Source organism: Allostigmatella hybrida, assembly GCF_020103775.1.
GTDB lineage: Bacteria > Myxococcota > Myxococcia > Myxococcales > Myxococcaceae > Hyalangium > Hyalangium aurantiaca.
Map to the genome: position 1 here is coordinate 260840 of NZ_JAHXBH010000005.1, position 22943 is coordinate 283782.

A 22943-nucleotide genomic window follows, 5' to 3' on the forward strand; every position below is an offset into this window, starting at 1 on the left:
ATGCGCCTTTCCCGTCGTGGTTTCACGCTGATTGAGCTGCTCGTGGGCGGCGCCGTGGGCTCGGTGGTGCTGCTGGGCATCAGCCTCACCTTCATGTCCCAGGCCCGGCAGTACCAGACGCACGCCAGCCGCCGGTCCATCCAGGCCAATGCGCGCCAGGCCATGTCCTTCATGAGCCGCAACCTCCGGAGCGCCGGCTACGGCGTGAATCCGGACCGCGCCATCATCGCTTACGACTCCTACAACGCCGCCACGGACCTTGCCCAGACGGGCTATCCGGACGCGATCGCCGTTCACTCGCGGGACCTGCTGTTCCGCCGCGATATCACGTCGGCGAGCGCCAACAGCCTGACCGTCAGCACGCCGGTGGCGCGGCTCGAGCGTGGGCAGATCCTCCTGGTGCTCTGCCGCAACAGCGGCGCCGTCTCGACCACCCAGCAGCATGCCTTCGTCACCGTGGGCCAGCGGGTGGTGAACAGCACGCAGATCCCCTTGGACCCCACGGACCCTGGCTCCGCGCCCAACAGCCCCATGGCCATGCCCGGCCGGCTCTTCCACGAACAGAGCCGGCTGGAAAGCCACGCCTGCTATGACACCGCGCAGGTAGTGAAGATCCACCGCGCCGCCTTCTACGTCGCCGCCTTCGATGAGCCCGGCTCCCCCCGGCGCACGCCCTACCTGATGATGCATCAGGGCACGGACCTCAACGGCGACAACATCATCGACGCCGCCGACGCGGTCCCCATCGCCGAGGGCATCGAGCAGCTGCAGGTGGCCTACATCCTCAACAGCGTGAAGAACGCGATGCCGCGGATCATCGGCGTCAACGAGGCCACCTCGCCGGAGCACTACGGCGAGGAGTGGCAGACCATGGTGCCCACCAGCATGCCGGGCCCCGACTGGTACATGCGCTGGACGCCGCCCGAGCCCCTGCCCCCCGGCTTCGAGGATCCCCGCGAGGCGGACAGCCCCGTGAACATCCGGCAGGTGCGCGTCACCCTGGTGTCGCGCAGCTCCGTGCCGGACCCCCAGCACACCGGTGACAACCTCATGCTTTCCAGCGAGGGCACCCTCATCGGCGGCATCGTGCCCTGGCGGCAGTTGGAGAACCTGAGCGTGACCGGCCTGACGCCCAACACCAAGGACTTCACGCCCCAGGAAGGCGGGTACTACCGCGTGATTCTCCGGGAGTCCGTCACCCCCAAGAACCTCCAACTCAACTCGCAGTTCATCGCCACCACCGAGGCGGGCGGCTGATCATGAAATCCTTCTCACACTCTCCCCGCGGCATGGTGCTCGTCATCGCCATGATCGTCGTCGTTCTCATCACCCTGCTCGTCGCGGGCGCCATCTCCTTCACGGGCACCGAGCGCGCCGCCGCGGAAGTGCAGACCCAGGCGGACACCATGTCCACCTGCGCGGTGGCGGCCCGCAACCTCTTCGTCTCCCGGATGCGGCCCCTGGCCCCGGCGAGCGTGGAGTTCGTGCGCATGGATGACGAGATCATCCTCGACAAGGAAAAGAACATCGGCATCCGCATCTCCACCGATCACTTCAGCGGCTCGGCCACCCATGCCGTCTCCGATGCTGGCACGCCCGGCACCGAGATCCTCGCGGTGGAGAACATCAACAAGACTCGGGCTGGGGCCCTGGCGGACCGGACCCAGATCATGGGCATCGACAATGCCCCCGGCCGGACCGCCTATTCCGAGACCTATCGCATCACCGCCTTGTGCAGTGAACTCTTGGACGCTGGGGAAGTCGGCTCCCAACGTGAAATCGAATTCCTCGTCAAGGTCGGCCTCTAGCCCTCGAATCGCAAGGAGCCCCTATGCACTCCTGGACCCCCAAACTCCGCCATCTCCTCACCGGCCTCGCCCTGCTCGGCGTGGCAGGCGCTGCCTCCGCGCAACTGGGCAGCGGCACCAGCGACACGCCCGCCTGCTGCCAGCTCACCACATCGCTCATCCAGGACGTGCTGCGCGGCAATGATCCCTCCGGCGACGAGCGCTTCTTCAGCGCCGAGGGCGCGCCGCCCAACCTGCACTTCATCATCGACGTCTCCGGCTCCATGCGCGAGCTGCCGCAGATCAACAACAGCAACTACAGGGCGTTCTATGACGCCACCACGAACGGGTGCCAGAACCCCTCCCTGGATGCCTTCTCCGACAGCCACGAGTGGAACCCCTCCTTCCAGTACCCCGTTCCGGATCCGGGCACGGGCCTGGGCTCGGACACGGGCTTCATGAACCTCTTCCAGGACACCAAGTACTACGCGATGGGCGTGTGGGGCTCGTCGTCCAGCCCCACCCCCCAGTGGGCCTCCAAGGAGGAGGCCTGCCAGAAGCAGATCGGCAACACCTGGGACAAGCCCCCGGGCCAGGCCCAGTACGCCCGGTGCCTGCAGTGCTTGAGCACCAAGGGCTACTTCAAGGTGTTCAACACCACCTCGAACGACGAGGCGAACACGAACTTCATCCTGTGGGGGCGCTTCCTCAACTTCAACCCGCCCAAGTACGTGACCGCCAAGGCGGTGCTCAAGCAGGTCATCAAGGACCTGCGCCGGGTGCGCGTGGGCATCAGCATCTTCACCGCGACGTCCTCGAACGTGCAGAAGATGAAGCCCGCCTGCAATGAGATCCTCGCGAACCCCGAGGCCTTCTCCTCCCACCGCGCCGACTACATCGCGCGGATCAACTCGCTTGCCTTCAACACCTCCACGCCCCTGGCGCGCTCGCTGCTGAACGCCGGCTACTACTTCACCTCGAGCCAGGACATCTACAGGACGGACTTCGGCTTCGGGAACTCGTCCCCCCTGGGCTTCGCCTACCCCGCGGACTTCAAGAACGAGGCGTTGACCTCCGAGAACCGCACGGTGTGCTGGGGCTGCCAGAGCTCGTCCATCATCCTCATCACCGACGGTGAGCCCAACAACGACACGCTGGGCGGCACCGTCGTGGCGAAGATCCGCGAGCTCAATGGCGACAAGGTCAACTGCCCGCCCTCCGCGCCGTGCCCGGACGCGAGCAACGACGCCAACTACATGCTCGACGACGTGGCGAAGCTGCTGGCCAACCGGGACCTGCAGAAGAACACCCCGGCCGTCGTCGGGAGCCTGGACACCTTTGGCGATCAGTCGCTCAACATCTACACCGTCGGCTTCGGCATCAACAGCAACCTGCTGCGGAACACCGCCGAGGTGGGCAACGGCCTCTATTACACCGCCGAGGACGCCAACGCGCTCAAGGCCGCGCTCCTGTCCATCATCAACAACGTGCAGACGCGCTCCACGTCCTTCTCGGCCGTGGCCTCCAACAGCCTGCAGGTGCGCGACGCGGGCGCCACCGTCATTCCGCGGTTCAAGCCCGCGCGCAACAAGGCCCAGCCCTGGCAGGGCTACCTCTACCGCTTCAACCTGGCCTCGGAGAAGGTGCTCGGCTGCGTGCCGGGAGGCTCGCCCCCCATCGCGGGGGACCTCAACGGCGACGGGGACTGCAATGACACGCACCTCATCGACAAGGACGGGCACTCCGTCATCGAGAACGAGCAGGGCGACTTCGTGAGGCTGTCGGACTCCAAGGTCCGGGCCGTGCCCTTCTGGGAGGCGGGCGCCGTGCTCAAGCCGGCCGTGAAGCAGAATGATGCGGACGATCCGGAGCGCAAGATGCGCCGCTGGAAGGACCGCAAGGTGTTCACCATCATCGACAACCCGGATTCGCCCGACGGGAAGATCGACGGCAAGGACACCCCGCTGGAGTTCAGCATCGCGAACGCCGGCAAGCTGCGCGAATACCTGGGCATCAGCCAGAACGAGCACGAGTGTGATGACCTGAAGGCCCAGCTGGGCCGTGCGAGCCTGACGCCGACGGAGTGCGCCGAGCTCATCATCCAGTGGTACCTGGGCGCGGACATCTTCACCCCGCTGCCCGCAGGAGAGACCGAGCCCTACGACCGGCCCTTCTTCCTCCAGGACATCTTCCACTCGGCGCCCGTGAGCGTGGATCCGCCGATCTCCAAGTTCTTCTGCAACTTCTCGACCCAGTGCTCCCAGACGCTGTTCAGCAACATCGGGGCGAAGAACCAGCAGGGCTACAACGACGTGCTGACCGGCGATGCGTACGACAAGTACGTCAAGGAGCGCGGTGAGCGTGACAAGATCATCCTCGTGGGCTCCAACGGCGGCATGATTCACGCCTTCCACAACGGCTCGTTCGAATCCAAGGACATCTACACGGGCATGGGCACGTACGACGCGGGCACGGGCCAGGAGCTGTGGGCCTTCGTTCCCCCGGACATGCTGCCCAAGATGCGCCCCAACCTGGGCAAGCACGGCTACTTCACCGACGGCACGCCGATGGTGCGTGACGTGTGGATCGACGGCTCGGGCACGGAGGTGTCCGAGCGCGATGCCAAGAAGCAGTGGGACGAGTACCGCACCGTCGCGGTGGTGGGCTCGGGCCGTGGCGGCGTGCACCGCTTCGCGCTGGACCTCACCAGCCTGCTGGCCGAGAACTTCGACAGCGAGCCCAACAAGGTGACGACGGTCTTCCAGAAGCCTGGCGTCTTCCTGTGGATGTGGCCGCAGCCGTGTGACGAGCTGTCGCTCCAGCTGGGCGAGAGCTTCACCAACTACGCGCCGATGCCGCCCCCCCTCATCCCGGTGGCCGTGGAGCCCGCCACGGACAACGCCCTGGCGGCCCTCGCCGACTCCACGGATGGCGCCTCGCCCCAGCCCGCGCAGCCCCCCATGATTGCCAACCAGGAGGCCCGGGAGCGCTGGGTGGTGCTGTTCAACGGCGGGTATGACGCGTTCATGAGCCGTGGCCGCGGCATCGCCATGGTGGACATCGCCAGCGGCCACACGATGTGGAGCTTCTTCCACGGGGATGGCAAGCGGCGCTCCGAGCACCTGCTCTATCCGTTCGCCACGGGCGTCACCACGCAGGACATCGGCGAGGCCATCAAGCCCTACCAGGATGCCGACACGCTGATGGACACCGCCACGGTGGGCGACTTCGGCGGCCAGATGTGGGTCTTCCGCTTCTGGAAGCCCGGCAAGTGGGACGCCAGCACGAAGAAGATCTCCAACTGGTTCGCCGCGCGCACCTTCCGCGTCACCCCCGACTCGGGCAACGCGAACAACGAGGAGGTGCGGGCCCCCTTCACCACCATGGCCGTCAACGCCATTCAGCCGGGGACGGGCTACATGCGGAGCTTCATCGGCACGAGCGACAGCCAGAACCTCTATGACCGGGGCTCCGTCTGCCGGCTCTCCAACCCGCACGCCTGCGCGGTCCAGGGCTGCTCGGTGAACAACACCGTCTCCATCAAGCGTGGCAACACGCTGGCCTGGAACTCCACGGCGCCCTTCCAGGGCAAGGCGCTCGACACCGCGCAGACCTACAGCACCAAGCAGGAGGCCGTGGGCGCCTGCGGTGGCGTCGAGGCCCAGGTGAGCTGGAGCTATGCCGGCAGCTGCGGCTACACCAGCAGCGGCTCCATCAAGTACGCGTGCTCGGGCAGCACCAGCAGCTGGTCCTGCGCGCAGCCCACCAACAACTGGGTGACGATCAATTTCCCGAACGACAGCCAGCCTTACTCCCAGTACTACTATGGCTTCCACAGCTATGGCGGGCAGACGCGCCGCTTCGACAAGCTGCCGGTCAATGGCGAGACGGAGGACGACGACAGCGCCGCGGACACCTTCGAGACGTCCATGATGCTCACCCAGGCCTCCCTGACGAACGTGAGCGAGTTCGACAACGGGGGTTTCGAGAATGGGACCACGGAGGCCGATGCGGCCGGGCCGGGCTGGTTCATCCGGTACGCCCAGGCCAACGAGCGCACGGGCAACACCGGCACGCTCGCCAACGGGTGCATGCTCTGGAGCTCCTTCGAGCCCAGCGGCGCCTCGGGCGCGGTGTGCTCCACGACCGGCGACAACAAGGCCCGCATCTACCAGGCGGACTTCGCCACGGGCCGCGCCAACTGCGCCTCGAGCTTCTTCGAGGACAACAAGTGGAAGCGCTACCAGACGTTCACCACCGTCGCGGTTCCTCCCTCGTTCTCCACGCGCCTCACCATGGTGAACGGGCAGATCAGCCTGGACCTGCCGCTGATCGCCGCGGGCCTCAAGCGCGAGGGCTCGGACGAGCAGGGCGTGCCGACGCAAGAGCTGGCCAAGAGCGACTCCGCCGTCAAGGCGCTCTACCAGATCGAACTCGACCGCAAGGCCCATGACTGCCGCCACGAAGGAAGGAACTGCGACAGCCCGTGACACGGACCCACCGGACACTGAACCCATGGACCCTGGCCGCGCTCATGGGCGCCCTGCTGGGGGGGGCCTGCTCGAAGGAGCCGGCCCCCGCCTCCGCGGAAGCCCCCCCGGGCGCGCCTTCGCCCACCTCCTCGCCGGCACCCGGCGGGGAGGCGGCCCCCGAGGCCGAAGAAGCCGCGGACCCCACCCCCCCGGAGGCCCCCGCGCCCACCGGGGAGGCGCCGCCGCCCGCGACCCCCGAGTCGTTCCAGGTGGGGCAGCAGCGCAATGAGGTGATGCGGCTGTTCGCGGGATGCGGGGAGCGGAAAATCCTCGTGCCCGGCGGCCACGGCGCGCTGTATGTGGAGGTCTACCAGCCCAAGCCGACCGAGGAGTGCTTCGAGCGGCTGGGCAAGCGCCAGTTCACCATCCGGGGAGGCACGCTCTTGCGCATCACCGACGGCCTCATCGTCGAGAGTGACAGCGTCCCCCCGCCCCGCGAGGGGCTCTAAAGCCCTCCCCCGCCCCGCCCCACGCCGTGTGTCCTGGCCGTGGGGCGGCCCGGGAAGGCCCGCCGCCCTCGCGTGGCCGTTGATTTCTGGCAGCCCCCGGCGTAGGCAACCCTCCTCACTGCTCCACCCAGAGGGTTGCTAGCAATGGCCGAGAAGCTCCTGCCCCGCGAGAAGGGTTTTTCCGAGTGGTACGTCGACCTCGTCCTGAAGGCGAAGCTCGCCGACTATTCGGACGTGAAGGGCTGCATGGTCATCCGGCCCAACGGCTACGCGCTGTGGGAGAACATGCAGCGGATCCTCGACAAGATGTTCAAGGATCTCGGCCACAAGAACGCCTACTTCCCGCTGCTCATCCCCGAGAGCTACCTGAAGAAGGAAGCCGAGCACGTGGAGGGCTTCAACCCCCAGCTCGCCGTGGTGACGCACGCGGGTGGGGCCAAGCTGGAGGAGCCGCTCGTCATCCGGCCCACCAGTGAGACCATCATCAACCGCAGCTTCGCCAAGTGGATCCAGAGCTACCGGGACTTGCCCCTGCTCATCAACCAGTGGGCCAACGTCATGCGCTGGGAGATGCGCACGCGGCTGTTCCTGCGCACCACCGAGTTCCTCTGGCAGGAGGGGCACACCTGCCACGAGACGGAGGCCGACGCGGAGAAGGAGACCCTCCAGATGCTGGAGGTGTACCGCACGTTCGCCGAGGACTACATGGCGATGCCGGTGCTCACCGGGCGCAAGAGCGAGACGGAGCGGTTCGCCGGCGCGCTGCGCACCTACAGCATCGAGGCGATGATGCAGGACAAGAAGGCGCTCCAGGCGGGCACCAGCCACAACCTGGGGCAGAACTTCGCCAAGGCCTTCGACACCCAGTTCCAGGGGCGCGACGGCAAGCAGCACCACGTGTGGCAGACGTCCTGGGGCGTGTCCACGCGCCTCATCGGCGGCCTCATCATGACGCACTCGGATGACGCGGGGCTCGTGGTGCCGCCCCGGCTGGCGCCCACGCACGTGGTGCTCATCCCCATCACCGGCAAGGCCTCGGACGCCGAGAAGACGCAGGTGCTGGAGAAGACGCACGCGGTGGCCGCGGACCTGCGCCGCGCGGGGCTGAGCGTGCTCGTGGACGACGACGACACGAAGAGCCCGGGCTTCAAGTACAACGAGCACGAGGTGGTGGGCACGTGCCTGCGCGTGGAGCTGGGGCCGAAGGACCTGGCCAAGGACTCGTGCGTGATGGTGCGGCGCGACGTGCGGCAGAAGGAGTTCGTCCCGCTGGCGCAGGCGGTGGAGAAGGCCAAGGCGATGCTGGACGCCATGCAGACGGACATGTTCGCCAAGGCCAAGGCCTTCCGGGACGCGAACACCTTCGAGGTGAACAGCTACGAGGAGCTGACGAAGCGCTCCGAGGACGGCTTCATGCTGGCGCACTGGTGCGAGAAGCCCGCGTGCGAGACGAAGGTGAAGAACGACGTGGCGGCCACCACGCGCTGCCGCCCCTTCGACCTCAAGCAAGAGCCGGGCAAGTGCGTGGTGTGTGGCGACGCCTCGCCGGGCCGCATCGTCTTCTCCAAGGCCTACTGAGCCCCTTCGCCGGGAGCCCCGTGCCATGCGCCTCTTCACGGCAGTGACCTTGGGCAGTGGCATCGAAGCGCAGGCCACCGCCCACCTGGAGCGGCTGCGCGCCCTGGCCCCCCGGGCGCGCTGGGTGCAGCCACACGGCGTCCACCTCACGCTGGTGTTCCTGGGCGAGGTGGAAGAGGCCCGGCTGCCGGAGCTGGAGGAAGCACTGCGCCCCGTGGCCCTCCGGCACCCGCCCCTCACGCTCACCATCGCGGGGGGCGGCAGCTTCGGCCCCTCCCGCAGGCCCCGGGTGCTGTGGGCGGGCGTGGGCGGGGAGACGGCCGCCCTGGAGGCGCTCCAGGGGGACATGGCGGCCGTGCTGGAGCCGCTGGGCTTTCCCCGGGACACGCGCCTCTACACCGCGCACCTGACCCTGGCGCGCGCCAAGGAGCCCCAGGGAGACGCGGCCTTCGCCGCGTGCGTCCAGGCGCTGGAGGGCACGCACTGGGGCGAAGCGCGCGTGGCGCACTTCACCCTCTTCGAGAGCAAGGCGGGGCGGTACCTTCCCCGCCTGGAGCTGCCCCTCGCGGGGGCCCGCTAAGCGCTCAGGGCTGGACGGTGTCCGGCTCCAGCGCGTGGACCCGGAAGCCGTCGAACCAGACCCCCGCGATGGGGGTGATGAGCCCGGCGGTGCCCGCCCCCTTGAGGGCCGAGGAGCTGGAGTCCACCACCGTGAGGCGCACCTGCCCGTTCACGGAGGCCACGAGCTCCACCGGCCCCGAGCCCCGCGCGGAGAACGAGAGCGTCACCGCATCCCACGAGGAGGACAGGCCGCTGGAGGCCTCGCCCAGCACCTTCACCGAGCTGCCCACCTCCCGGCGCACCTGGAGCCGGCCATTCTTGAGGAACAGCAGGGTGTAGCGCGCGTTGCCCTGCGCCCGCAGCACCACCCCGGCCTCGTCCTCCGCGAAGTGCTGCACCAGCGCGTCCACCCGGCAGTCCGCACAGGCCGAGGGGCTCGCCAGCGCCAGGTCCTCGCCATCCAGGTCGCTGATGGCCCGCCCGTTCTTCGCGTACCACAGCCCCTTCACCGTCCACGCGGAGCCGAGCCCCCGGGAGACGGGCGAGGAGAAGTCATCCGAGAAGAGCAGCGCCCCGGGGGAGGGAGGGTCCTCCTCGTCCGGCGGCGGGGCCTCCTCCCCGCCCTGGACGGCCATCGCCACGCGGGACACCGTGCCCTGGGCGCTGGCATTGGCGGCGTTGCCAAAGAAGCAGGGCACCTCGGTGCTGCCCACGGGCAGCACGTCCACCGCATTGAGGTAGCCCTTGAAGGTCTTCTGCGAGTCCAGCACCACGGGCTCGCTGAAGGTGCCGTTCCGCAGCACCCGGGCGCGCAGCTCATAGGTGGAGGTGGAGGACTTCAGGCGGTTGTAGAAGACGTACAGGGTGTTGCCCACGCGCGTGGTGGCCGGCTGCATGGCCCAGTCCCGCGAGTCCTCCAGCAAGGTGCGCGGCCCGAAGGTGCTTCCGTCGAAGCGCCGGTAGTAGAGGCGCTCGGACTCGTCCTTGTAGACGAAGTGCATGCCGCCCTGCCCGTCCGCCACCGCGCTGAGCGCCGCGCCGTGGTAGATGCCCTCCGGGAAGGCCTCGCGCACCGGCTCCCAGGTGTCCAGCGGATCGCTGTCCTTGCGGATGCGCATGCGCGCGGGCTCGAAGCCGTCATGCATGCCGTAGACGAAGACGAGCTTGTTGCCGACGCTCAGCAGCCGCCCCCCGCCCCGCCGCCGCACCTGGTCGAGCTCAGGCTGGGCATGGAAGCTGCTGCCGTTGTTCGTGGAGACCGAGATGACGGCGGTGGAGCGGCCGTTCTGCTCGAGCCGGAACGCCTGAATCCACAGCCGCCCCTGGGAGTCCCGCGCGAGCAGGGCCCGCGAGTAGGCAATCTTGTCGTTGGGCGAGTCGAAGACGCGCACCGCGGGCTCGGGCGTCCACGTGTCCGAGGAGGACTGGTAGCGCCACCACTGGAAGTACACGTCGTGCCGGCTGGAGGGGCCCAGCGAGGAGGACTCGTACGAGTAGACCACCGCCACGTCCCGGCCCACCGCGAGCAGCTCCGCCCGGTCATGGTGGCTCGTGTCCGGCTGGATGGGGGCCATGTAGCGGAAGCTCCGGGCCCCGTTGTCCGAGCGGAACAGGGAGAGCCCCCGCCGCTCCACCCCTGACTGCTGGAGCGCCAGGAGCCAGACCGGCTCCCGTCCCGCTCCGAGGTCAATACGGACCCCATGCCGCTGCGCCGGCAGGGTCAACGCGTTGCCTGCACCCACTGAAATCAAGGGCGTCCCGCTCGCGAGCAATACCGTCGCGAGCAGCGCCGTGGCCGTTCCAACCATTCCCGTGTCCCCTCCCCTTGTCCTTCGGAAGGAAACTAGGAATGGAGGAGCGAGACGGACAACAGAGACGCTGTCGTTCAGCGTGCCGAAAGGTCGGCTACATGACGACAGCCTCCTACCCGAGGGCAGGAGGGGGTACCGCGTTTAGCGGCCTGCGTCATTCGCGGGAACGCCCGCGTCGGCCGGGGTACCGGCATCCGGCGTGCCCGCGTCCGCGGCGCCCGCGCGGGTGGCGCGTTCGATCTTCGGCGGGGGGTTGATGAGGGTGAAGGACTGGAGGAACGCGTCCACGCTGGGCGAGGGGATGCCGGGGTTGTAGACGCCCAGCAGGGTGTAGAGGCGCGGCCCGACGAGGTAGGTGCGCACGCGCACGTCGCCGCGGTCCGAGCCCATGACGAAGGCCTTGCCCGGGTAGCCATCCAGGGTGATGGGCTCCTCGCTCTTGAGCGTGCCCTTGACCTGGTTGATGAGCGCGTCCCGGCCATCGCTGTTGAGCAGGGCCTCGGGGGAGCGGGCCGCCACGAACTTCACCGGGTACTCATAGGTGAGCAGGGAGTAGGTGATGCCGTCGATCTCGCTGCTCAGGGTCTCGATGAGGATGTCGCCCGAGGGGATGGTGATCTTGTTGCTGGTGGACTGGGGCGAGCCCGGCATCTGCACGGTGAAGCCCTTGTCCGGGCCTCCCACGGTCTGGATCTGAGGGGCCGGGGCCGGGGTAGCGGCTGCGGAGGCGTTCTCCTCGGGCAGCTCCTCGACGGTGGAGGAGCCTCCCGCCTGGACAGGCGCTGCTTTCTGCTGGCCGGTCGCACAGGCGACGGCAACCAGCGAGAGGACGGCGAAGGCGGCGAGGAGGCGGGACTTCAGGCGCATGTACGCTTCCTTGGAAAAGGAGGGGAAAGGGTCCCGAAGGACCCGACGACAAGACGAGGGCAGGAGACTACCCGGCTTCTTGACGCGCTGTTTCCCCTTTCGACACGAAGATGTGTCGTGCGCTCAACGGTCCCCGCCGCTCAAGGGCAGCGGGTGATGGGGGTGGCCGGGTTGCCGGTGTTGCGCGCGTCGTGCTGGTACTTGGGCCAGGGCGCGTCGGGGTCCAGGCCCGGGCTGTCGACGATGAATGCATGGACCTTGGTCGCTGCCGTCACGTACAGGACGCCCAAGCGGGCGTTCACCACGGCCTGACCCGAGGGCTCGCGGAGACAATCGAGGGTCGGCGAGATGTTCGTCGCCTCACCGGCCCCCTGAGCCAGATCGACCTGCCACACCGCAGTCGGCACATTGGAGGCCCACGCCCTCACATTTCCAGCCGTGTTCACGGTGTAGAAATTCCCACCGCGGCCCATGACGGGAGCCCCCCTCAACGTGCCGACCCCCGAGGCCAGCATTGCTGCGGAAGCCCCAGGCGCCAGCGGCAGAGCGTAGAGGTCCTGGCTGACGGTGTGCTCCGCGCCAAAATACGCAGTCTCTCCACTGCCAACCGAGAAATTGAAGACACGCGCGGAGCCTGTCACTGGATAAAGGGGCGCAGCAGTTCCACCCTCCACGGAGATTTTAGAAAGACCGCCCAGAGTAGCGGCGCCCGCAGTTCCCGCGCTCGCAAGAACCTGCTCACCCACAATCGCCAATCCAGGAACCGCGATCGAGAAGCTTTGCGGCCACCCCGTCCGCTTGGCTTCAGCCGACAGGTCGTAACTGGTCACCGCGCCATCGTTTGTTCCGTAAAAAATGTTTTGGTCCTTCATCACCACAGCCCCTGAGATGCCACGAGGGATGCTGGAGGCCGCGAAGTCCAAACATTCAGCGCCACTGGCAGCATCCGGCCTGATACGCGCAATGCTCGCCTGAGCGGTACTGTTGTAGATGGTGACAGCCGTTTCGAGCCCCCCCACCTTCCCCACCGCGATCGCGGACGGCCCCTCAAAGCTCGCGGCACGGGGACAATTGGCCTTTTCCCCACCACTTCCCTTCAGAGCATACAGCACAGGACCCCCTTGGCCCTTTGCAGAGACATACACGTACTCATCGTTGTTGGTGACGTCCCCGACAGCAGGGCTGCCAATCACATCTCCTGCATCGACAGTCCATTTCTTGGCGCCTGCGCCATCAACACCAAACACTTTACCTGTCTGAGCGCCTGTGCTCGTCCCAAAGTAGATAGCGCCCTGGTGGCCGACGGCGGGAGTCGCCTCAATTCTGCCTGCGGCATCGAACGCCCACTTCCAGCGCGTCACCCGGAGCGGCACTTCCGCAGTCTGTCCCTCGTTGCCAGCACGGTCCTGGCCCCTCGCCCGGAAGAGCATAGACCCTCGGAAGCCACTCATCTCCGGAGCGGACAAGTCCACGGTCTTCTCGCCACAGACAGGCTGGCCCCCTGGGCACGAAGTTCTCCTTTGCAAGTCGACCGTGACAGGGGCTTCGACGCGGCCAGGACCTCCTCCCGCCCCAATTCCTGTCACCGTCAATTGGGCCTGCGTCACCGTGTCATCGGAGGAGGAAACCGTCACCGTCACGGTCTCATCCCTGCGAAACGCGCCCACATATTCTGCCTGCGGGTCCTTCTGCTCGGCTTGCACGCCCGCGCTTCCGGGGGAACGGGGGGGCGGGTTGGAGAAGGCAATGGAGAGCGTGGGAGGCACGGTGTCGACATCGACGGTCACCGTGTCCCGCAGGTTCGCTTCGGCGTAGGCCGCCGTCACTGTTACCTGCTCATCCAGGTTGGGCACCGTCCACAGCGCCGTGTACGTGTTGCCGTTGCGCTCGGGGGTGGGAATCGAGCCCGCCGGGCTGCCATCGCCCCGCTTGGCGGTGAAGACGAGCACGGGCCACTCCGCCTCCGTGGCGTACTGCTCGGTCAACTCCGCGACGATGGGAATCGTCCCGCCATTCAGCGACGCACCGTTGGCGGGCTCGCGGATCTTCACCGCCGAGAAGCGCGGCTTGCAGCCCTCCGTCGTGCACACTTCATACGCGAGGCACGCATTCGGGCACTCGCTGGGGTCCACGATGTCCGGCTTCTGACGGCAGAAGCTTTCGCCGCCAATTGCCTCGCACACTCCGTTGGGGCTGCAGTCTTCATCCGCGACACATGTCTTGCCCTCGAACTCGGTGCACGCGGCCAGCGCCCCCATCAGAAACGCGGTGCCCAGGAGTTTTCGCCACATCACGGATCTCCCCAAACCTTTTGACGGCCCACCGGCGGTGGATACCATGGGCCCCCTGTTCACGAAAGGTTGAGACACTGCCTCAACCCCTCCTCTTTCTCGCGCCCGACACGAGGGCATTCATGCTGAACCGTCTCTCTTCCCACGGCTTCCTGCTCGCCCTCGCCGCTGCGCTCCTGTTCCCCATGGCGGGGGCCCAGGCTGCCGAGCGAGAGCGCATCGCCCTCCACCCCTGCGTCATCACCGGCAACAAGAAAGCCTCCGCGCCGGACCTTCAGCTCGCCTGTGTCACCGCCGCCGTCCGCGACAACATCGACTTCGTCTCCTCCACGGACGTCAACGCCTTCTTCGACGCGGAGAAGCCGAAGGACGCGCCCAAGAAGGGCAGGCAGCGCAAGGAGGTCCCCGTCTCCTGTGCCACCAAGCGCACCCCCAAGGAGCGTGACGCCTGCCTGGGCCGCCTCGCCGCCACCACCCAGGCCGCCCGCTCCCTCTACCTGAGCATCCACTTCACCTACGTCCGCGGGGCGCTCAAGGGCACCCGCATCACCGGGCGCGCCGTGGACGCCTCCGGCAAGCTCGTCGAGGAGAAGCTCAAGGAGCTGATCCTCTCGTCTCCCGTTCCCCCCGAGCCCGAGCTCGTCCGCTCGGCGGTCTCCCAGCTCCTGGATCAGCTCGAGACGACCCGGCCGCCCACCCCGGAGTTCATCCCCCAGTCGCTCACCGACCGTCCCATCGAGCCGGATCTTCCGCCCGCCGTGGCGCAGCCCACCCCGGCCGTGCCGCCCCTGAAGGCCGAGCCCCCTCCCCCGCCGCGTCCCCGGGGACGCACGTGGATGACGCCCGTGGGCATCGCTGCGGGCGGCGTGGGCGTCGTGGGCCTGGGCGTCGCCACCGTCTTCCTGCTCGGCGCCGACTCCAAGGCCAAGGACTTCAACAGCGCCTTCGCGGGCGATTCGCTCCCCACCGCCAGTGAGCTTCCCGGGCTGATTCAGCTCCGTGAGGACGGCCAGTCCCAGCGCAAGAACGGCAAGGTGCTCATGATTGCCGGCGGTGCCCTGCTGGCCGCGGGCGGCGCCCTCTTCGGCGTCGACACCGCCCTCAAGGACAAGAAGTCTCCCCCGGCGGCAGGCTCGGCCCGGGTCCTCGCGGGTCCCGGCCAGGTGGGCCTGCTCGTCGTCCTGCCGTGAGGTGAAGCCCTGGGGGGACCCGGCGCCGCGTGGGCGGCGCCCGGGCCTACTCGCCCAGGTACGCCTTACGGACCTCGGGGCTCTCCAGCAGCGCCTTACCCGGCCCCGCCATCACCACCTCGCCCGTCTCCAGCACGTAGCCGTAGTGCGCCATGTTCAGCGCCAGGTGCGCATTCTGCTCCACCAGCAGGATGCTCATGCCCGTGGTGTTCACCTCCCGCAGGGTGCGGAAGATGGTCTCCGTCACCTGGGGCGCCAGCCCCAGCGACGGCTCGTCCAACAAGAGCAGCTGCGGCTTGCTCAGCAGCGCCCGGGCAATGGCCAGCATCTGCTGCTCGCCACCCGAGAGCGTTCCCGCGAGCTGCTTGCGCCGGGCCTTGAGCACCGGGAACAGCCCGAAGCTCTTCTCCTGGTCCGCCGCGATGCCGGCCGTGTCCCGGCGCAGGTACGCGCCCAGGTCCAGGTTCTCCTGCACCGTGAGGTTCGGGAAGATGCCGCGCCCTTCCGGCGCGTGCGCCATGCCCCGGGGCACCAGCAGGTGCGCCTTCATCCCCGTGGTGTCCTGGCCCACGAAGTGGATGCGCCCCGCGCTCGGCTTGAGCATCCCGCTCACCGCGCGCAGCGTGCTCGTCTTGCCCGCGCCGTTGGCCCCGATGAGCGCCACCACCTCGCCCTTGCCCACCGTCAACGACACGCCCCGGAGCGCCTGAATGGCCCCGTAGTGGACCTTGATTCCCTCCACCGTCAGCAGGGGCGGGCGGCTCTCGCGCGTGCCCAGCGTCTTCACCGCCTCGCTCACGCCGACCCTCCGTGCGTCTCCAGGTAGTTGTCCCCCAGGTACGCCTCGATGACCTTCCGGTCGCTGCGCACCTGCTCGGGCGCCCCGCGGGCAATCGTCTCCCCGTGGTCCAGCACGGTGATCTTCTCGCAGATGCCCATCACCAGCTTCATGTCGTGCTCGATGACCAGGATGCCCAGCGAGAACTCATCCCGGAGCTTGCGGATGAGCACCATCAGGTCCGCCTTCTCGCGGGTGTTCATGCCCGCGGCGGGCTCATCCAAGAGCAGCACCTTGGGCCGCGTGCCCAGCGCGCGGGCGATCTCCAGCCGCCGCTGCTCGCCGTAGGGCAGGTTGCGCGCCTCTTCGTTCCGGCGGTGCGACAACCCCATCACCTCCAGCAGGTGCTCGGCCTGCCGGGTCAGGTCCTGCTCCTCGGCCAGGAAGCCCGGGGTGAGCAGCATCGCCCGCCACCAGTCGCGGTAGTTGCGCAGGGCCGCGCGCATCTTCGTCCCCAGCCCCACGCCCTCCGGGTTCAGCGCCCCCTGCGCCCGGCACGCCACCTTCACGTTGTCCAGCGCGGTCAGCGACCGGAACAGGCGGATGTTCTGGAAGGTGCGCGCCAGCCCCATGTGGTTGATCTGGTGCGGCAGCCACCCGTTCACCGTCTGCCCCACCACGCGCACCTGACCCTGCGTGGGCCGGTACACGCCTGTCAGCACGTTGAACGCGGTCGTCTTCCCCGCCCCGTTGGGACCGATGAGCCCCTGCAGGTCTCCCTTGCGGATGGACATCCGGAAGTCCGTCAGGGCCCGCAGGCCCCCGAACTGGATGCTCACCCCGTCGGTCTCGAGCAGCGCCGGGCCAGCCTGCTCCGGTGCCGTCTGCAGCGCGGCGCTCACGCGAGCCCCTTTCTCCGCCGGGGCAGCCACCGCGGCAGCACCTCCCACAGCTCCTTCGTCCCGAACAGCCCCTGCGGGCGCAGCAGCATCAGCGCCACCAGCAGCAGGCCATACAGCGGCATGCGGATCTGATCCACGCGCGAGGACAGCGAGCTGCCCTCGTCCGTGAACATCGGCAGCACGGAGCGCATCCCCTCGGGCAGCAGCGTGAGGAACACCGCCGCCACGATGGCGCCCGTGGTGGAGCCCAGCCCGCCCAGCACCACCATGACGACGATTTCCATCGACTGCACGAAGGTGAAGGAGTTCGGGTTGATGACCTGCACGAAGTGGGCGAACAGCCCGCCGGCCACCCCCGCGAAGAACGAGGAGATGACGAAGGCGCGAACCTTGTAGCCCGTGGTGTTCACGCCCATGGCCTCGGCGGCCACCTCGTCCTCGCGGATGGCCCACAGGCTGCGGCCATGGCTGGAGCCGGCGATGCGCCGCGCCACCAGCACCGTGAGGAACACCCAGAAGCCCACCATCATCACGCTGGTGGCAGGCGGAATGCCCGACAGGCCCAGCGCCCGGCCGAACAGCGGGGTGTTCTGCACGAAGACGCGGATGATTTCCCCAAAGCCCAGCGTGACGATGGCCAGGTAGTCCCCGCGCAGGCGCAGCGAGGGCAGCCCCACCAGGAAGCCACACAGCGCCGCCGCAATGCCGCCCACCAAGAGCGCGGCGATGAAGAAGAGCTGGTCGCTCACCGCCACGGGCAGGAACGAGATCGCCACTTCCTTCAGGTTCAGCGACAGCACCGAGGAGACGTACGCCCCCACCGCCATGAAGCCCGCGTGGCCGATGGAGAACTGCCCCGTCATGCCGTTGACGATGTTGAGGCTCACCGCCAGCACGATGTTGACGCCCACGCGGTAGGTGAGCTGCTGCGCGAACGGCGAGCCGCTCAGCAGCCACTCCAGCGCCAGCAACACCGGCACCGCCACCAGCACCGGGAGGATTCCCCGGAGCGCCACGGGCACGCCCGGAACCGTCCCCGGGACAGACGAGCTTTCCATGCGCGCTACACCTTCTCCGCCGCGACCCGGCCGAAGAGGCCCCCGGGACGCACGAGCAACACGAGGATGAGGATGCCGAAGGCCACCGCGTCGCGCCACGTGCTGGCCACGTAGCCCACCACGAACTCCTCCACCAGGCCCAGCATCAGCGCACCCACCACCGCGCCCGGCACGTGGCCAATGCCGCCAATCACCGCCGCCACGAAGGCCTTGAGCCCCACGAACAGCCCCATCAGCGGGTTCACCGAGGTGTCCTTGATGGCGTAGAGCAGGCCCGCGCCCGCGGCCAGCCCGCTGCCAATCATGAACGTCACCGCGATAACGCGGTCGGTAGGGATGCCCATCAGCGCCGCCACGCGGTGGTCATACGACACCGCGCGCATGGCCCGCCCGAAGCGCGTCTTGAAGACCAGGAACTGCAGGCTCACCATCAGCCCCACCGCGATGAGCAGGGACATGACCTGCCAGTTCCACACCACCACGTCCCGGTCACCAATGATGAGCCACTCGTTGGGCTGGATGATTTCCGGAAACGCCCGGGGCGCCGCGCCCGGCAGGAAGCCGATGTCCAGCTGGAAGCCGTACGAGAGCGCGAACGAAATGCCGATGGCGGTGATGAGCGACGTGAGCCGGGGCTTCTCGCGCAGCGGCCGGTAGGCGAAGCGCTCGATGAGGAAGCCCATCAGCGCACAGCCCGCCATGGCCACCAGGAAGATGAGCACCACGCCCAGGAACGACTTCTGCGCCTGACGGCCCAGCGCGAACGCCGTGCCGTAGCCCATGTAGACGCCCACCATCATCACATCGCCATGGGCGAAGTTGATGAGCTTCAGGACGCCGTACACCATCGTGTAGCCGAGCGCGACGAGCGCGTAGATGGTGCCGGCGGCCAGTCCGTTGATGAGGTGCTGAAGGAGCTGCGCCATTAGGGATTGACGGTGGTCACGAACTCCGCCTTGCCGTCCCCCACCTTGAGCACAACCGCGGACTTCACCGCGTTGCGCTTCTCGTCCAAGGTGATGGTGCCCGCCACGCCCGGGAAGTCCTTCGTCGCGGCGATGGCATCGCGCACCGCCTTGCCGGAGGTGTCCGGGGCCCGCTTGAGCGCGTCGATGGCCACGTTGGCCGCGTCATACCCCAGCGCCGCCAGCGCGTCCGGCACCCCGCCGTAGGCCGCCTTGTACTCCGCCACGAACTTCTGCACGCGCGGATCGTTGTTGTCCGGCGAGTAGTGGTTGGAGAAGTAGCTGCCCTGGATGGCGGTGCCGCCCAGCTCGAAGAGCTTCTCGGAGTCCCAGCCGTCGCCGCCCAGCATCGGCGCCTTCAGCCCCAGCTCGCGCGCCTGGCGGGCGATGATGCCCACCTCGCTGTAGTACCCCGGCACGTAGATGGCGTCCGGCTGCGTCTTCTTGATGGCGGTCAGCTGCGCGCGGTAGTCCGTGTCGCCCTGGCTGAAGCTCTCCGTGGTGGTGATTTTGCCGCCCATCTCGGTGAACTTGCGCGTGAACACTTCCGTGAGGCCGATGGAGTAGGCGCTCTTGTTGTCCTGCAGCACCGCCACGTTGGCGGCCTTCAGGGTGTCCCGGGCGAACTTCGCCATCACGAAGCCCTGGAACGGGTCGATGAAGCAGACCCGGAAGATGTAGTCGCCCTTCTCGGTCACCGCCGGGTTGGTGGAGGCGGGGCTGATCATCGGCACCCCGGCCGGCTGGACCTTCTCCGCCATGGCCAGCGAGTTCGACGACGCCACGTCGCCCAGGATGACCACCACCTTGTCCTGGGTGATGAGGCGGGTGACGGCCTGGGCGGCCTCTTCGGGCTTGCCCTGGTCGTCGTACACCTTCACCGCCAGCTTCTGGCCCTTCACACCTCCGGCGGCGTTGGCCTCGCGGATGGCCATTTCAATGCCATTGCGCGTGGAGATGCCGAAGGTGGCCTGCCCGCCCGTCAGGGCGGTGGCGACGCCTAGCAGCAGCGTGCCCGAGTTGGCCGGGGGCGTGGGAGTGCCCGGGGCATCCCCTCCTTGCCCTTGCCCCTGCGCGGCCGCAGGGGGTGTTTCGGTTGGCGAAGGCTGGGACTTCTTCTCACAGCCGGTTCCCATCAGAGCAAAACCAGCGAGCAGCAGCGGGGCGAGACGTCGCATGCGGATCTCCCATCGGCGTCAGAAGCTCCGCTCTTCTAGGAGAGCCTGCCAGGTGGGTCAAGCGTGCAGCCATGCCCCTGCCGCTCTTTTCTCCCTCCCCGGGCAGGCCGGGAACTCACAGGGAGGACGCGGCCGCCTCCCACCCAATGAATTCGTAGCGCTCGCGGCCGTTGGGTCCCCGACGAACCACCCAGCTCCGGGGGGCGTCCAGGGGTGCCGCTCCTTGCAGGGTTTCCTCGTTCTGGAGCGGTGCGGCGGTGAGCGGTTGCGGCGTTTCGGAAGGCGGAAGGGCCTGGCGCCGGGCCAACTTCCGCCCCACCAGCGCCCCCAACAGGCCTGCCGTGCTCCCGAGCAGCACCCGCCCCCAGCTGCCTTGAGCTCCGCTGCCTTGCCTGCTCTTCATGGGCTCTCCTCCCGGGGATGTCCCAGACGCCGCGCAGCGAAGGATTGGGCTGCCCCCCCTTCCCTGGAAGCCCGGTCCGCCCTAGCGCCGCACGCCCCCTGCCCGGCAGGCAGCGGAGCACGCGTTGCTCTGTGCCCGGGTGGCGCGCCTCCAGGCGGGCTGACGTGTCTTTCCTCGCGGGGTGTCAAGGGGCCCGCGTACGCCCACTTTGACTTTCGAGGAAGGCCGCAGTGGCAACGGAATTGCCGGCGTCCCTGCTCGAATCACCCGGCCGCAAGGAAACCGCCCCCCCGGGTGTGTGCTCCGCGGCAGGCCACTCGAAGGAGGCAAGCCATGTATCAACGCAACGACGTGCGAGAGGGCATGACCGTCCGCAGCATGGATGGCGAAAAGCTCGGCAAGGTCTTCGCCGTGAACGAGGACGAGTTCCTCATCGAGAAAGGTCTTTTCTTCCCCAAGGATTACGTGTGCCGCTACGCGGAGATCAGCCACATGGAGGACGGGGAGATCATCCTCACGCACGGCAAGGAGGGGCTGCACCACTTCTCGTTCGACGGCGCGCGGGACTCGGACGTGATGGCGGGCACGGGGGGCGGCGCGGGCGTAGGCCCCGGGGCCCTGGGGATGGAGGGCCGCAGAGAGATGGGCACGCAGGACGAGGTCGCCATCCCCGTCCACGGCGAGCGGCTGGATGTGGTGAAGCGCTCCACGCAAGCCGGCGAGGTCCGCGTCCACAAGGACGTCGTCGTGGAGGAGCAGCACGTCACCGTGCCCGTGCGCCGCGAGCGCGTGACGGTGGAGCGCCGCGCCGTACAACAGGACCGGCCCGCGATGAATGCCTCCTTCCAGGAGGAGACCGTGGTGGTGCCCCTGCGCGCCGAGGAAGTGGAGGTGCGCAAGCGCCCCGTGCTGGAGGAAGAGGTCGTCATCCGCAAGCAGGCCGTCGAGGAGGAGCGGGACATCGATGAGACGATCCGCCGCGAACGGGTGGACATCGATGGCGCGGAGGACTCGCGCAAGCTCGGCCTGAACAGCGACGATCCGCTTCTGCGCCGCTAGCGCGAGGGCTTCGCTGACGCGAGCGCACGCGTCTCCGCCAGCGAGGCCCGTCCGGAGGAGGGCCGGTCCAGCCGGCCCAGCTCGCGCAGCCGGTCCGGAAAGCGGTGGGAGACGAACCGGGACAGTTCCTCCTCCCGCACCGGCGGCATCACCGCGGCGAGCCGGTCCGCCATCTCCTGGGCCGTGCGGAAGCGCCGCTCCGGACGCTTGGCCATCGCCATCGACATCACCTCCCAGAGCGGCAGGGGGATGGACTCCGGCCACGCCAGCGCCTCGTCGCAGATGGCGTGCAAGCTCGTCAGCTCGTCCCCGCGGTCAAAGGCACACTGGCCCGTGAGGGCCTCGTAGAGGATGAGCCCCATGGCGAACAAATCACTGCGCCCATCCAGCCGCTCGCCGCGCGCCTGCTCCGGGGACATATAGAGCGGCTTGCCCTTGATGATGCCCGGCAGCGTCACCGTGCGCTGGGCGCGCGCCTTGGCCACGCCGAAGTCGAGCACCTTCACCCGCCCGTCGAAGCCCACCATGAGGTTGTGCGGCGACAAGTCCCTGTGCACCAGGTTCATCGGCGCCCCGTCCTCGCCCTGGAGCAGGTGGGCCGCATGCAGTCCGCGCAGCCCCTGGACGACCACCGCCACCGCCACCGCCGCGGGCAAGGGCGCCTTCGAGGCATGGAGCATCCGGTGCAGATCCACCCCGCGCACCAGCTCCATCGCGATGTAGTACGCGCCCTGCGCCTCGCCGATGTCGTAGACGGTGACGAGGTTGGGGTGGGCGAGCTGCAAGCCGATGCGGGCCTCGTCCAGGAACTGCTGCACCATGACGGGGTCCGAGGACAGGTGGGGCAGGATGCGCTTGAGCGCCACCAAGCGCCCGAGTCCCTCGGGCCCCCGCGCGCGCGCCACCAGCACCTGCGCCATGCCGCCCGTGCCCAGCGGCGTCACCACCTCGTAGCGGCCGATGCGGCCGTGCGGCACCGGCGTGGCGTTCTCATCCACCTCCAGGGCATCCAGCCGCTCCAGCACCCCCTGCCCGTCCATGAGGGCCAGGAAGCCCAGCATGGCCGAGTCGAGCTGCTCGCCGATGGCCTCCACCAGCGCCATCACCATCTGCCCGCCGTCCTCGAAGCTTCCCTCGACGAGGAGCCCCAGCGCGCCCAGGTTGAGCGTGCCGAGCGTGAGCTGGGTGCAGAAGAGCATGCGCCCGTCCTGCTGCCGCAGCGGGCCCGAGTGCTTGGCCACCTCGAAGACGTCCGCGCCCAGCGTGCCCAGCACCCGCGTCAGCACCGGGCCCCGCGTGCCGCGCACCATCACGAAGCCCGCCGCCGCGTGCACCATCCGCGCGCACTGGGTGAGGAACACGTCCAGGGCGGTGTCGAGGTCCAACCCCCGCTCGAAGCAGTCCTCGAGGATGTCGTCCGCCATGCGGTGGACGGACGTCAGCCCGCGCAGGAAGGCGACTTCGGCTTCGAGCGATGGGAAACGCACGTCCTTCATGCTTCACCCGCGGCCCTCGCCCCGGGCTGGGCCCGGGG

At 68.2% G+C, this 22943-nt stretch carries 17 protein-coding genes; 8 read left to right on the plus strand and 9 right to left on the minus strand.

Annotated features, from left to right (window positions below; translation table 11 throughout):
• The 6 genes from KY661_RS11915 (at window position 1) to thpR (ending at window position 8926) form a co-directional block, all read left to right on the plus strand.
• On the plus strand, window positions 1-1257 hold the full coding sequence (locus KY661_RS11915; RefSeq protein ID WP_225410326.1) for a prepilin-type N-terminal cleavage/methylation domain-containing protein: 1257 nt from the start codon (window positions 1-3) through the stop codon (window positions 1255-1257).
• Between the two features lie 2 nt (window positions 1258-1259).
• Window positions 1260-1808: a hypothetical protein gene (locus KY661_RS11920; RefSeq protein WP_225410327.1), complete on the plus strand. Its 549-nt coding sequence runs from the start codon at window positions 1260-1262 to the stop codon at window positions 1806-1808.
• A gap of 23 nt (window positions 1809-1831) precedes the next feature.
• Complete coding sequence (locus KY661_RS11925; RefSeq protein WP_225410328.1) at window positions 1832-6277, plus strand: pilus assembly protein; 4446 nt, start codon at window positions 1832-1834, stop codon at window positions 6275-6277.
• Window positions 6274-6768, plus strand: a complete 495-nt coding sequence (locus KY661_RS11930; RefSeq protein WP_225410329.1) for a hypothetical protein — start codon at window positions 6274-6276, stop codon at window positions 6766-6768. The genes KY661_RS11925 and KY661_RS11930 overlap by 4 nt, the downstream gene beginning before the upstream one ends.
• A gap of 144 nt (window positions 6769-6912) precedes the next feature.
• Window positions 6913-8346 (plus strand): proline--tRNA ligase, encoded by a 1434-nt coding sequence (gene proS / locus KY661_RS11935; protein ID WP_075006395.1) that lies wholly within the window; start codon window positions 6913-6915, stop codon window positions 8344-8346.
• 25 nt (window positions 8347-8371) lie between these two features.
• Window positions 8372-8926: an RNA 2',3'-cyclic phosphodiesterase gene (gene thpR / locus KY661_RS11940; protein WP_225410330.1), complete on the plus strand. Its 555-nt coding sequence runs from the start codon at window positions 8372-8374 to the stop codon at window positions 8924-8926.
• Between the two features lie 4 nt (window positions 8927-8930).
• Here thpR and KY661_RS11945 read toward each other — a convergent pair whose 3' ends face one another.
• From KY661_RS11945 to KY661_RS11955, 3 genes are all read right to left on the minus strand, one after another.
• On the minus strand, window positions 8931-10715 hold the full coding sequence (locus KY661_RS11945; RefSeq protein ID WP_225410331.1) for a hypothetical protein: 1785 nt from the start codon (window positions 10713-10715) through the stop codon (window positions 8931-8933).
• 144 nt (window positions 10716-10859) lie between these two features.
• Complete coding sequence (locus tag KY661_RS11950; protein WP_225410332.1) at window positions 10860-11585, minus strand: hypothetical protein; 726 nt, start codon at window positions 11583-11585, stop codon at window positions 10860-10862.
• A 140-nt stretch (window positions 11586-11725) separates the two neighbouring features.
• A complete protein-coding gene (locus tag KY661_RS11955) occupies window positions 11726-13876 on the minus strand; it encodes a hypothetical protein (RefSeq protein ID WP_225410333.1) in 2151 nt (716 codons plus the stop codon).
• A gap of 122 nt (window positions 13877-13998) precedes the next feature.
• Here KY661_RS11955 and KY661_RS11960 point away from each other — a divergent pair, with 122 nt between their 5' ends.
• On the plus strand, window positions 13999-15066 hold the full coding sequence (locus KY661_RS11960) for a hypothetical protein (RefSeq protein ID WP_225410334.1): 1068 nt from the start codon (window positions 13999-14001) through the stop codon (window positions 15064-15066).
• Between the two features lie 46 nt (window positions 15067-15112).
• Here KY661_RS11960 and KY661_RS11965 read toward each other — a convergent pair whose 3' ends face one another.
• From KY661_RS11965 to KY661_RS11985, 5 genes are read right to left on the minus strand one after another with little or no spacing between them, the layout of a single operon-like run.
• Window positions 15113-15865 (minus strand): ABC transporter ATP-binding protein, encoded by a 753-nt coding sequence (locus KY661_RS11965; RefSeq protein ID WP_075006401.1) that lies wholly within the window; start codon window positions 15863-15865, stop codon window positions 15113-15115.
• A complete protein-coding gene (locus KY661_RS11970) occupies window positions 15862-16746 on the minus strand; it encodes an ABC transporter ATP-binding protein (protein WP_225410335.1) in 885 nt (294 codons plus the stop codon). The genes KY661_RS11965 and KY661_RS11970 overlap by 4 nt, the downstream gene beginning before the upstream one ends.
• Window positions 16743-17804: a branched-chain amino acid ABC transporter permease gene (locus tag KY661_RS11975; protein ID WP_225410336.1), complete on the minus strand. Its 1062-nt coding sequence runs from the start codon at window positions 17802-17804 to the stop codon at window positions 16743-16745. Before KY661_RS11975 ends, KY661_RS11970 begins: the two co-directional genes overlap by 4 nt.
• A gap of 5 nt (window positions 17805-17809) precedes the next feature.
• Window positions 17810-18730 (minus strand): branched-chain amino acid ABC transporter permease, encoded by a 921-nt coding sequence (locus KY661_RS11980; RefSeq protein ID WP_225410337.1) that lies wholly within the window; start codon window positions 18728-18730, stop codon window positions 17810-17812.
• Window positions 18730-19947: an ABC transporter substrate-binding protein gene (locus KY661_RS11985; protein ID WP_225410338.1), complete on the minus strand. Its 1218-nt coding sequence runs from the start codon at window positions 19945-19947 to the stop codon at window positions 18730-18732. The genes KY661_RS11980 and KY661_RS11985 overlap by 1 nt, the downstream gene beginning before the upstream one ends.
• 736 nt (window positions 19948-20683) lie before the next feature.
• On the opposite strand from KY661_RS11985, the gene KY661_RS11990 reads away from it, so the two are divergent.
• Window positions 20684-21409 carry a YsnF/AvaK domain-containing protein gene (locus KY661_RS11990; RefSeq protein WP_225410339.1) on the plus strand — a complete coding sequence of 242 codons (726 nt, stop codon included), beginning with the start codon at window positions 20684-20686 and terminating at the stop codon, window positions 21407-21409.
• Here KY661_RS11990 and KY661_RS11995 read toward each other — a convergent pair.
• A complete protein-coding gene (locus KY661_RS11995) occupies window positions 21406-22905 on the minus strand; it encodes a serine/threonine-protein kinase (protein WP_225410340.1) in 1500 nt (499 codons plus the stop codon). The two genes, KY661_RS11990 and KY661_RS11995, sit on opposite strands and share 4 nt — an antisense overlap.
• Window positions 22906-22943 lie beyond the last annotated feature (38 nt).

Excerpts from the sequence above, each read along its gene's own strand:
- KY661_RS11915 (WP_225410326.1), top strand. The coding sequence starts at position 1 with ATGCGCCTTTCCCGTCGTGGTTTCACGCTGATTGAGCTGCTCGTGGGC.
- KY661_RS11920 (WP_225410327.1), top strand. The coding sequence starts at position 1,260 with ATGAAATCCTTCTCACACTCTCCCCGCGGCATGGTGCTCGTCATCGCC.
- KY661_RS11925 (WP_225410328.1), top strand. The coding sequence starts at position 1,832 with ATGCACTCCTGGACCCCCAAACTCCGCCATCTCCTCACCGGCCTCGCC.
- proS (WP_075006395.1), top strand. The coding sequence starts at position 6,913 with ATGGCCGAGAAGCTCCTGCCCCGCGAGAAGGGTTTTTCCGAGTGGTAC.
- thpR (WP_225410330.1), top strand. The coding sequence starts at position 8,372 with ATGCGCCTCTTCACGGCAGTGACCTTGGGCAGTGGCATCGAAGCGCAG.
- KY661_RS11945 (WP_225410331.1), bottom strand. The coding sequence starts at position 10,715 with ATGGTTGGAACGGCCACGGCGCTGCTCGCGACGGTATTGCTCGCGAGC.
- KY661_RS11950 (WP_225410332.1), bottom strand. The coding sequence starts at position 11,585 with ATGCGCCTGAAGTCCCGCCTCCTCGCCGCCTTCGCCGTCCTCTCGCTG.
- KY661_RS11955 (WP_225410333.1), bottom strand. The coding sequence starts at position 13,876 with ATGTGGCGAAAACTCCTGGGCACCGCGTTTCTGATGGGGGCGCTGGCC.
- KY661_RS11960 (WP_225410334.1), top strand. The coding sequence starts at position 13,999 with ATGCTGAACCGTCTCTCTTCCCACGGCTTCCTGCTCGCCCTCGCCGCT.
- KY661_RS11975 (WP_225410336.1), bottom strand. The coding sequence starts at position 17,804 with ATGGAAAGCTCGTCTGTCCCGGGGACGGTTCCGGGCGTGCCCGTGGCG.
- KY661_RS11980 (WP_225410337.1), bottom strand. The coding sequence starts at position 18,730 with ATGGCGCAGCTCCTTCAGCACCTCATCAACGGACTGGCCGCCGGCACC.
- KY661_RS11985 (WP_225410338.1), bottom strand. The coding sequence starts at position 19,947 with ATGCGACGTCTCGCCCCGCTGCTGCTCGCTGGTTTTGCTCTGATGGGA.
- KY661_RS11990 (WP_225410339.1), top strand. The coding sequence starts at position 20,684 with ATGTATCAACGCAACGACGTGCGAGAGGGCATGACCGTCCGCAGCATG.
- KY661_RS11995 (WP_225410340.1), bottom strand. The coding sequence starts at position 22,905 with ATGAAGGACGTGCGTTTCCCATCGCTCGAAGCCGAAGTCGCCTTCCTG.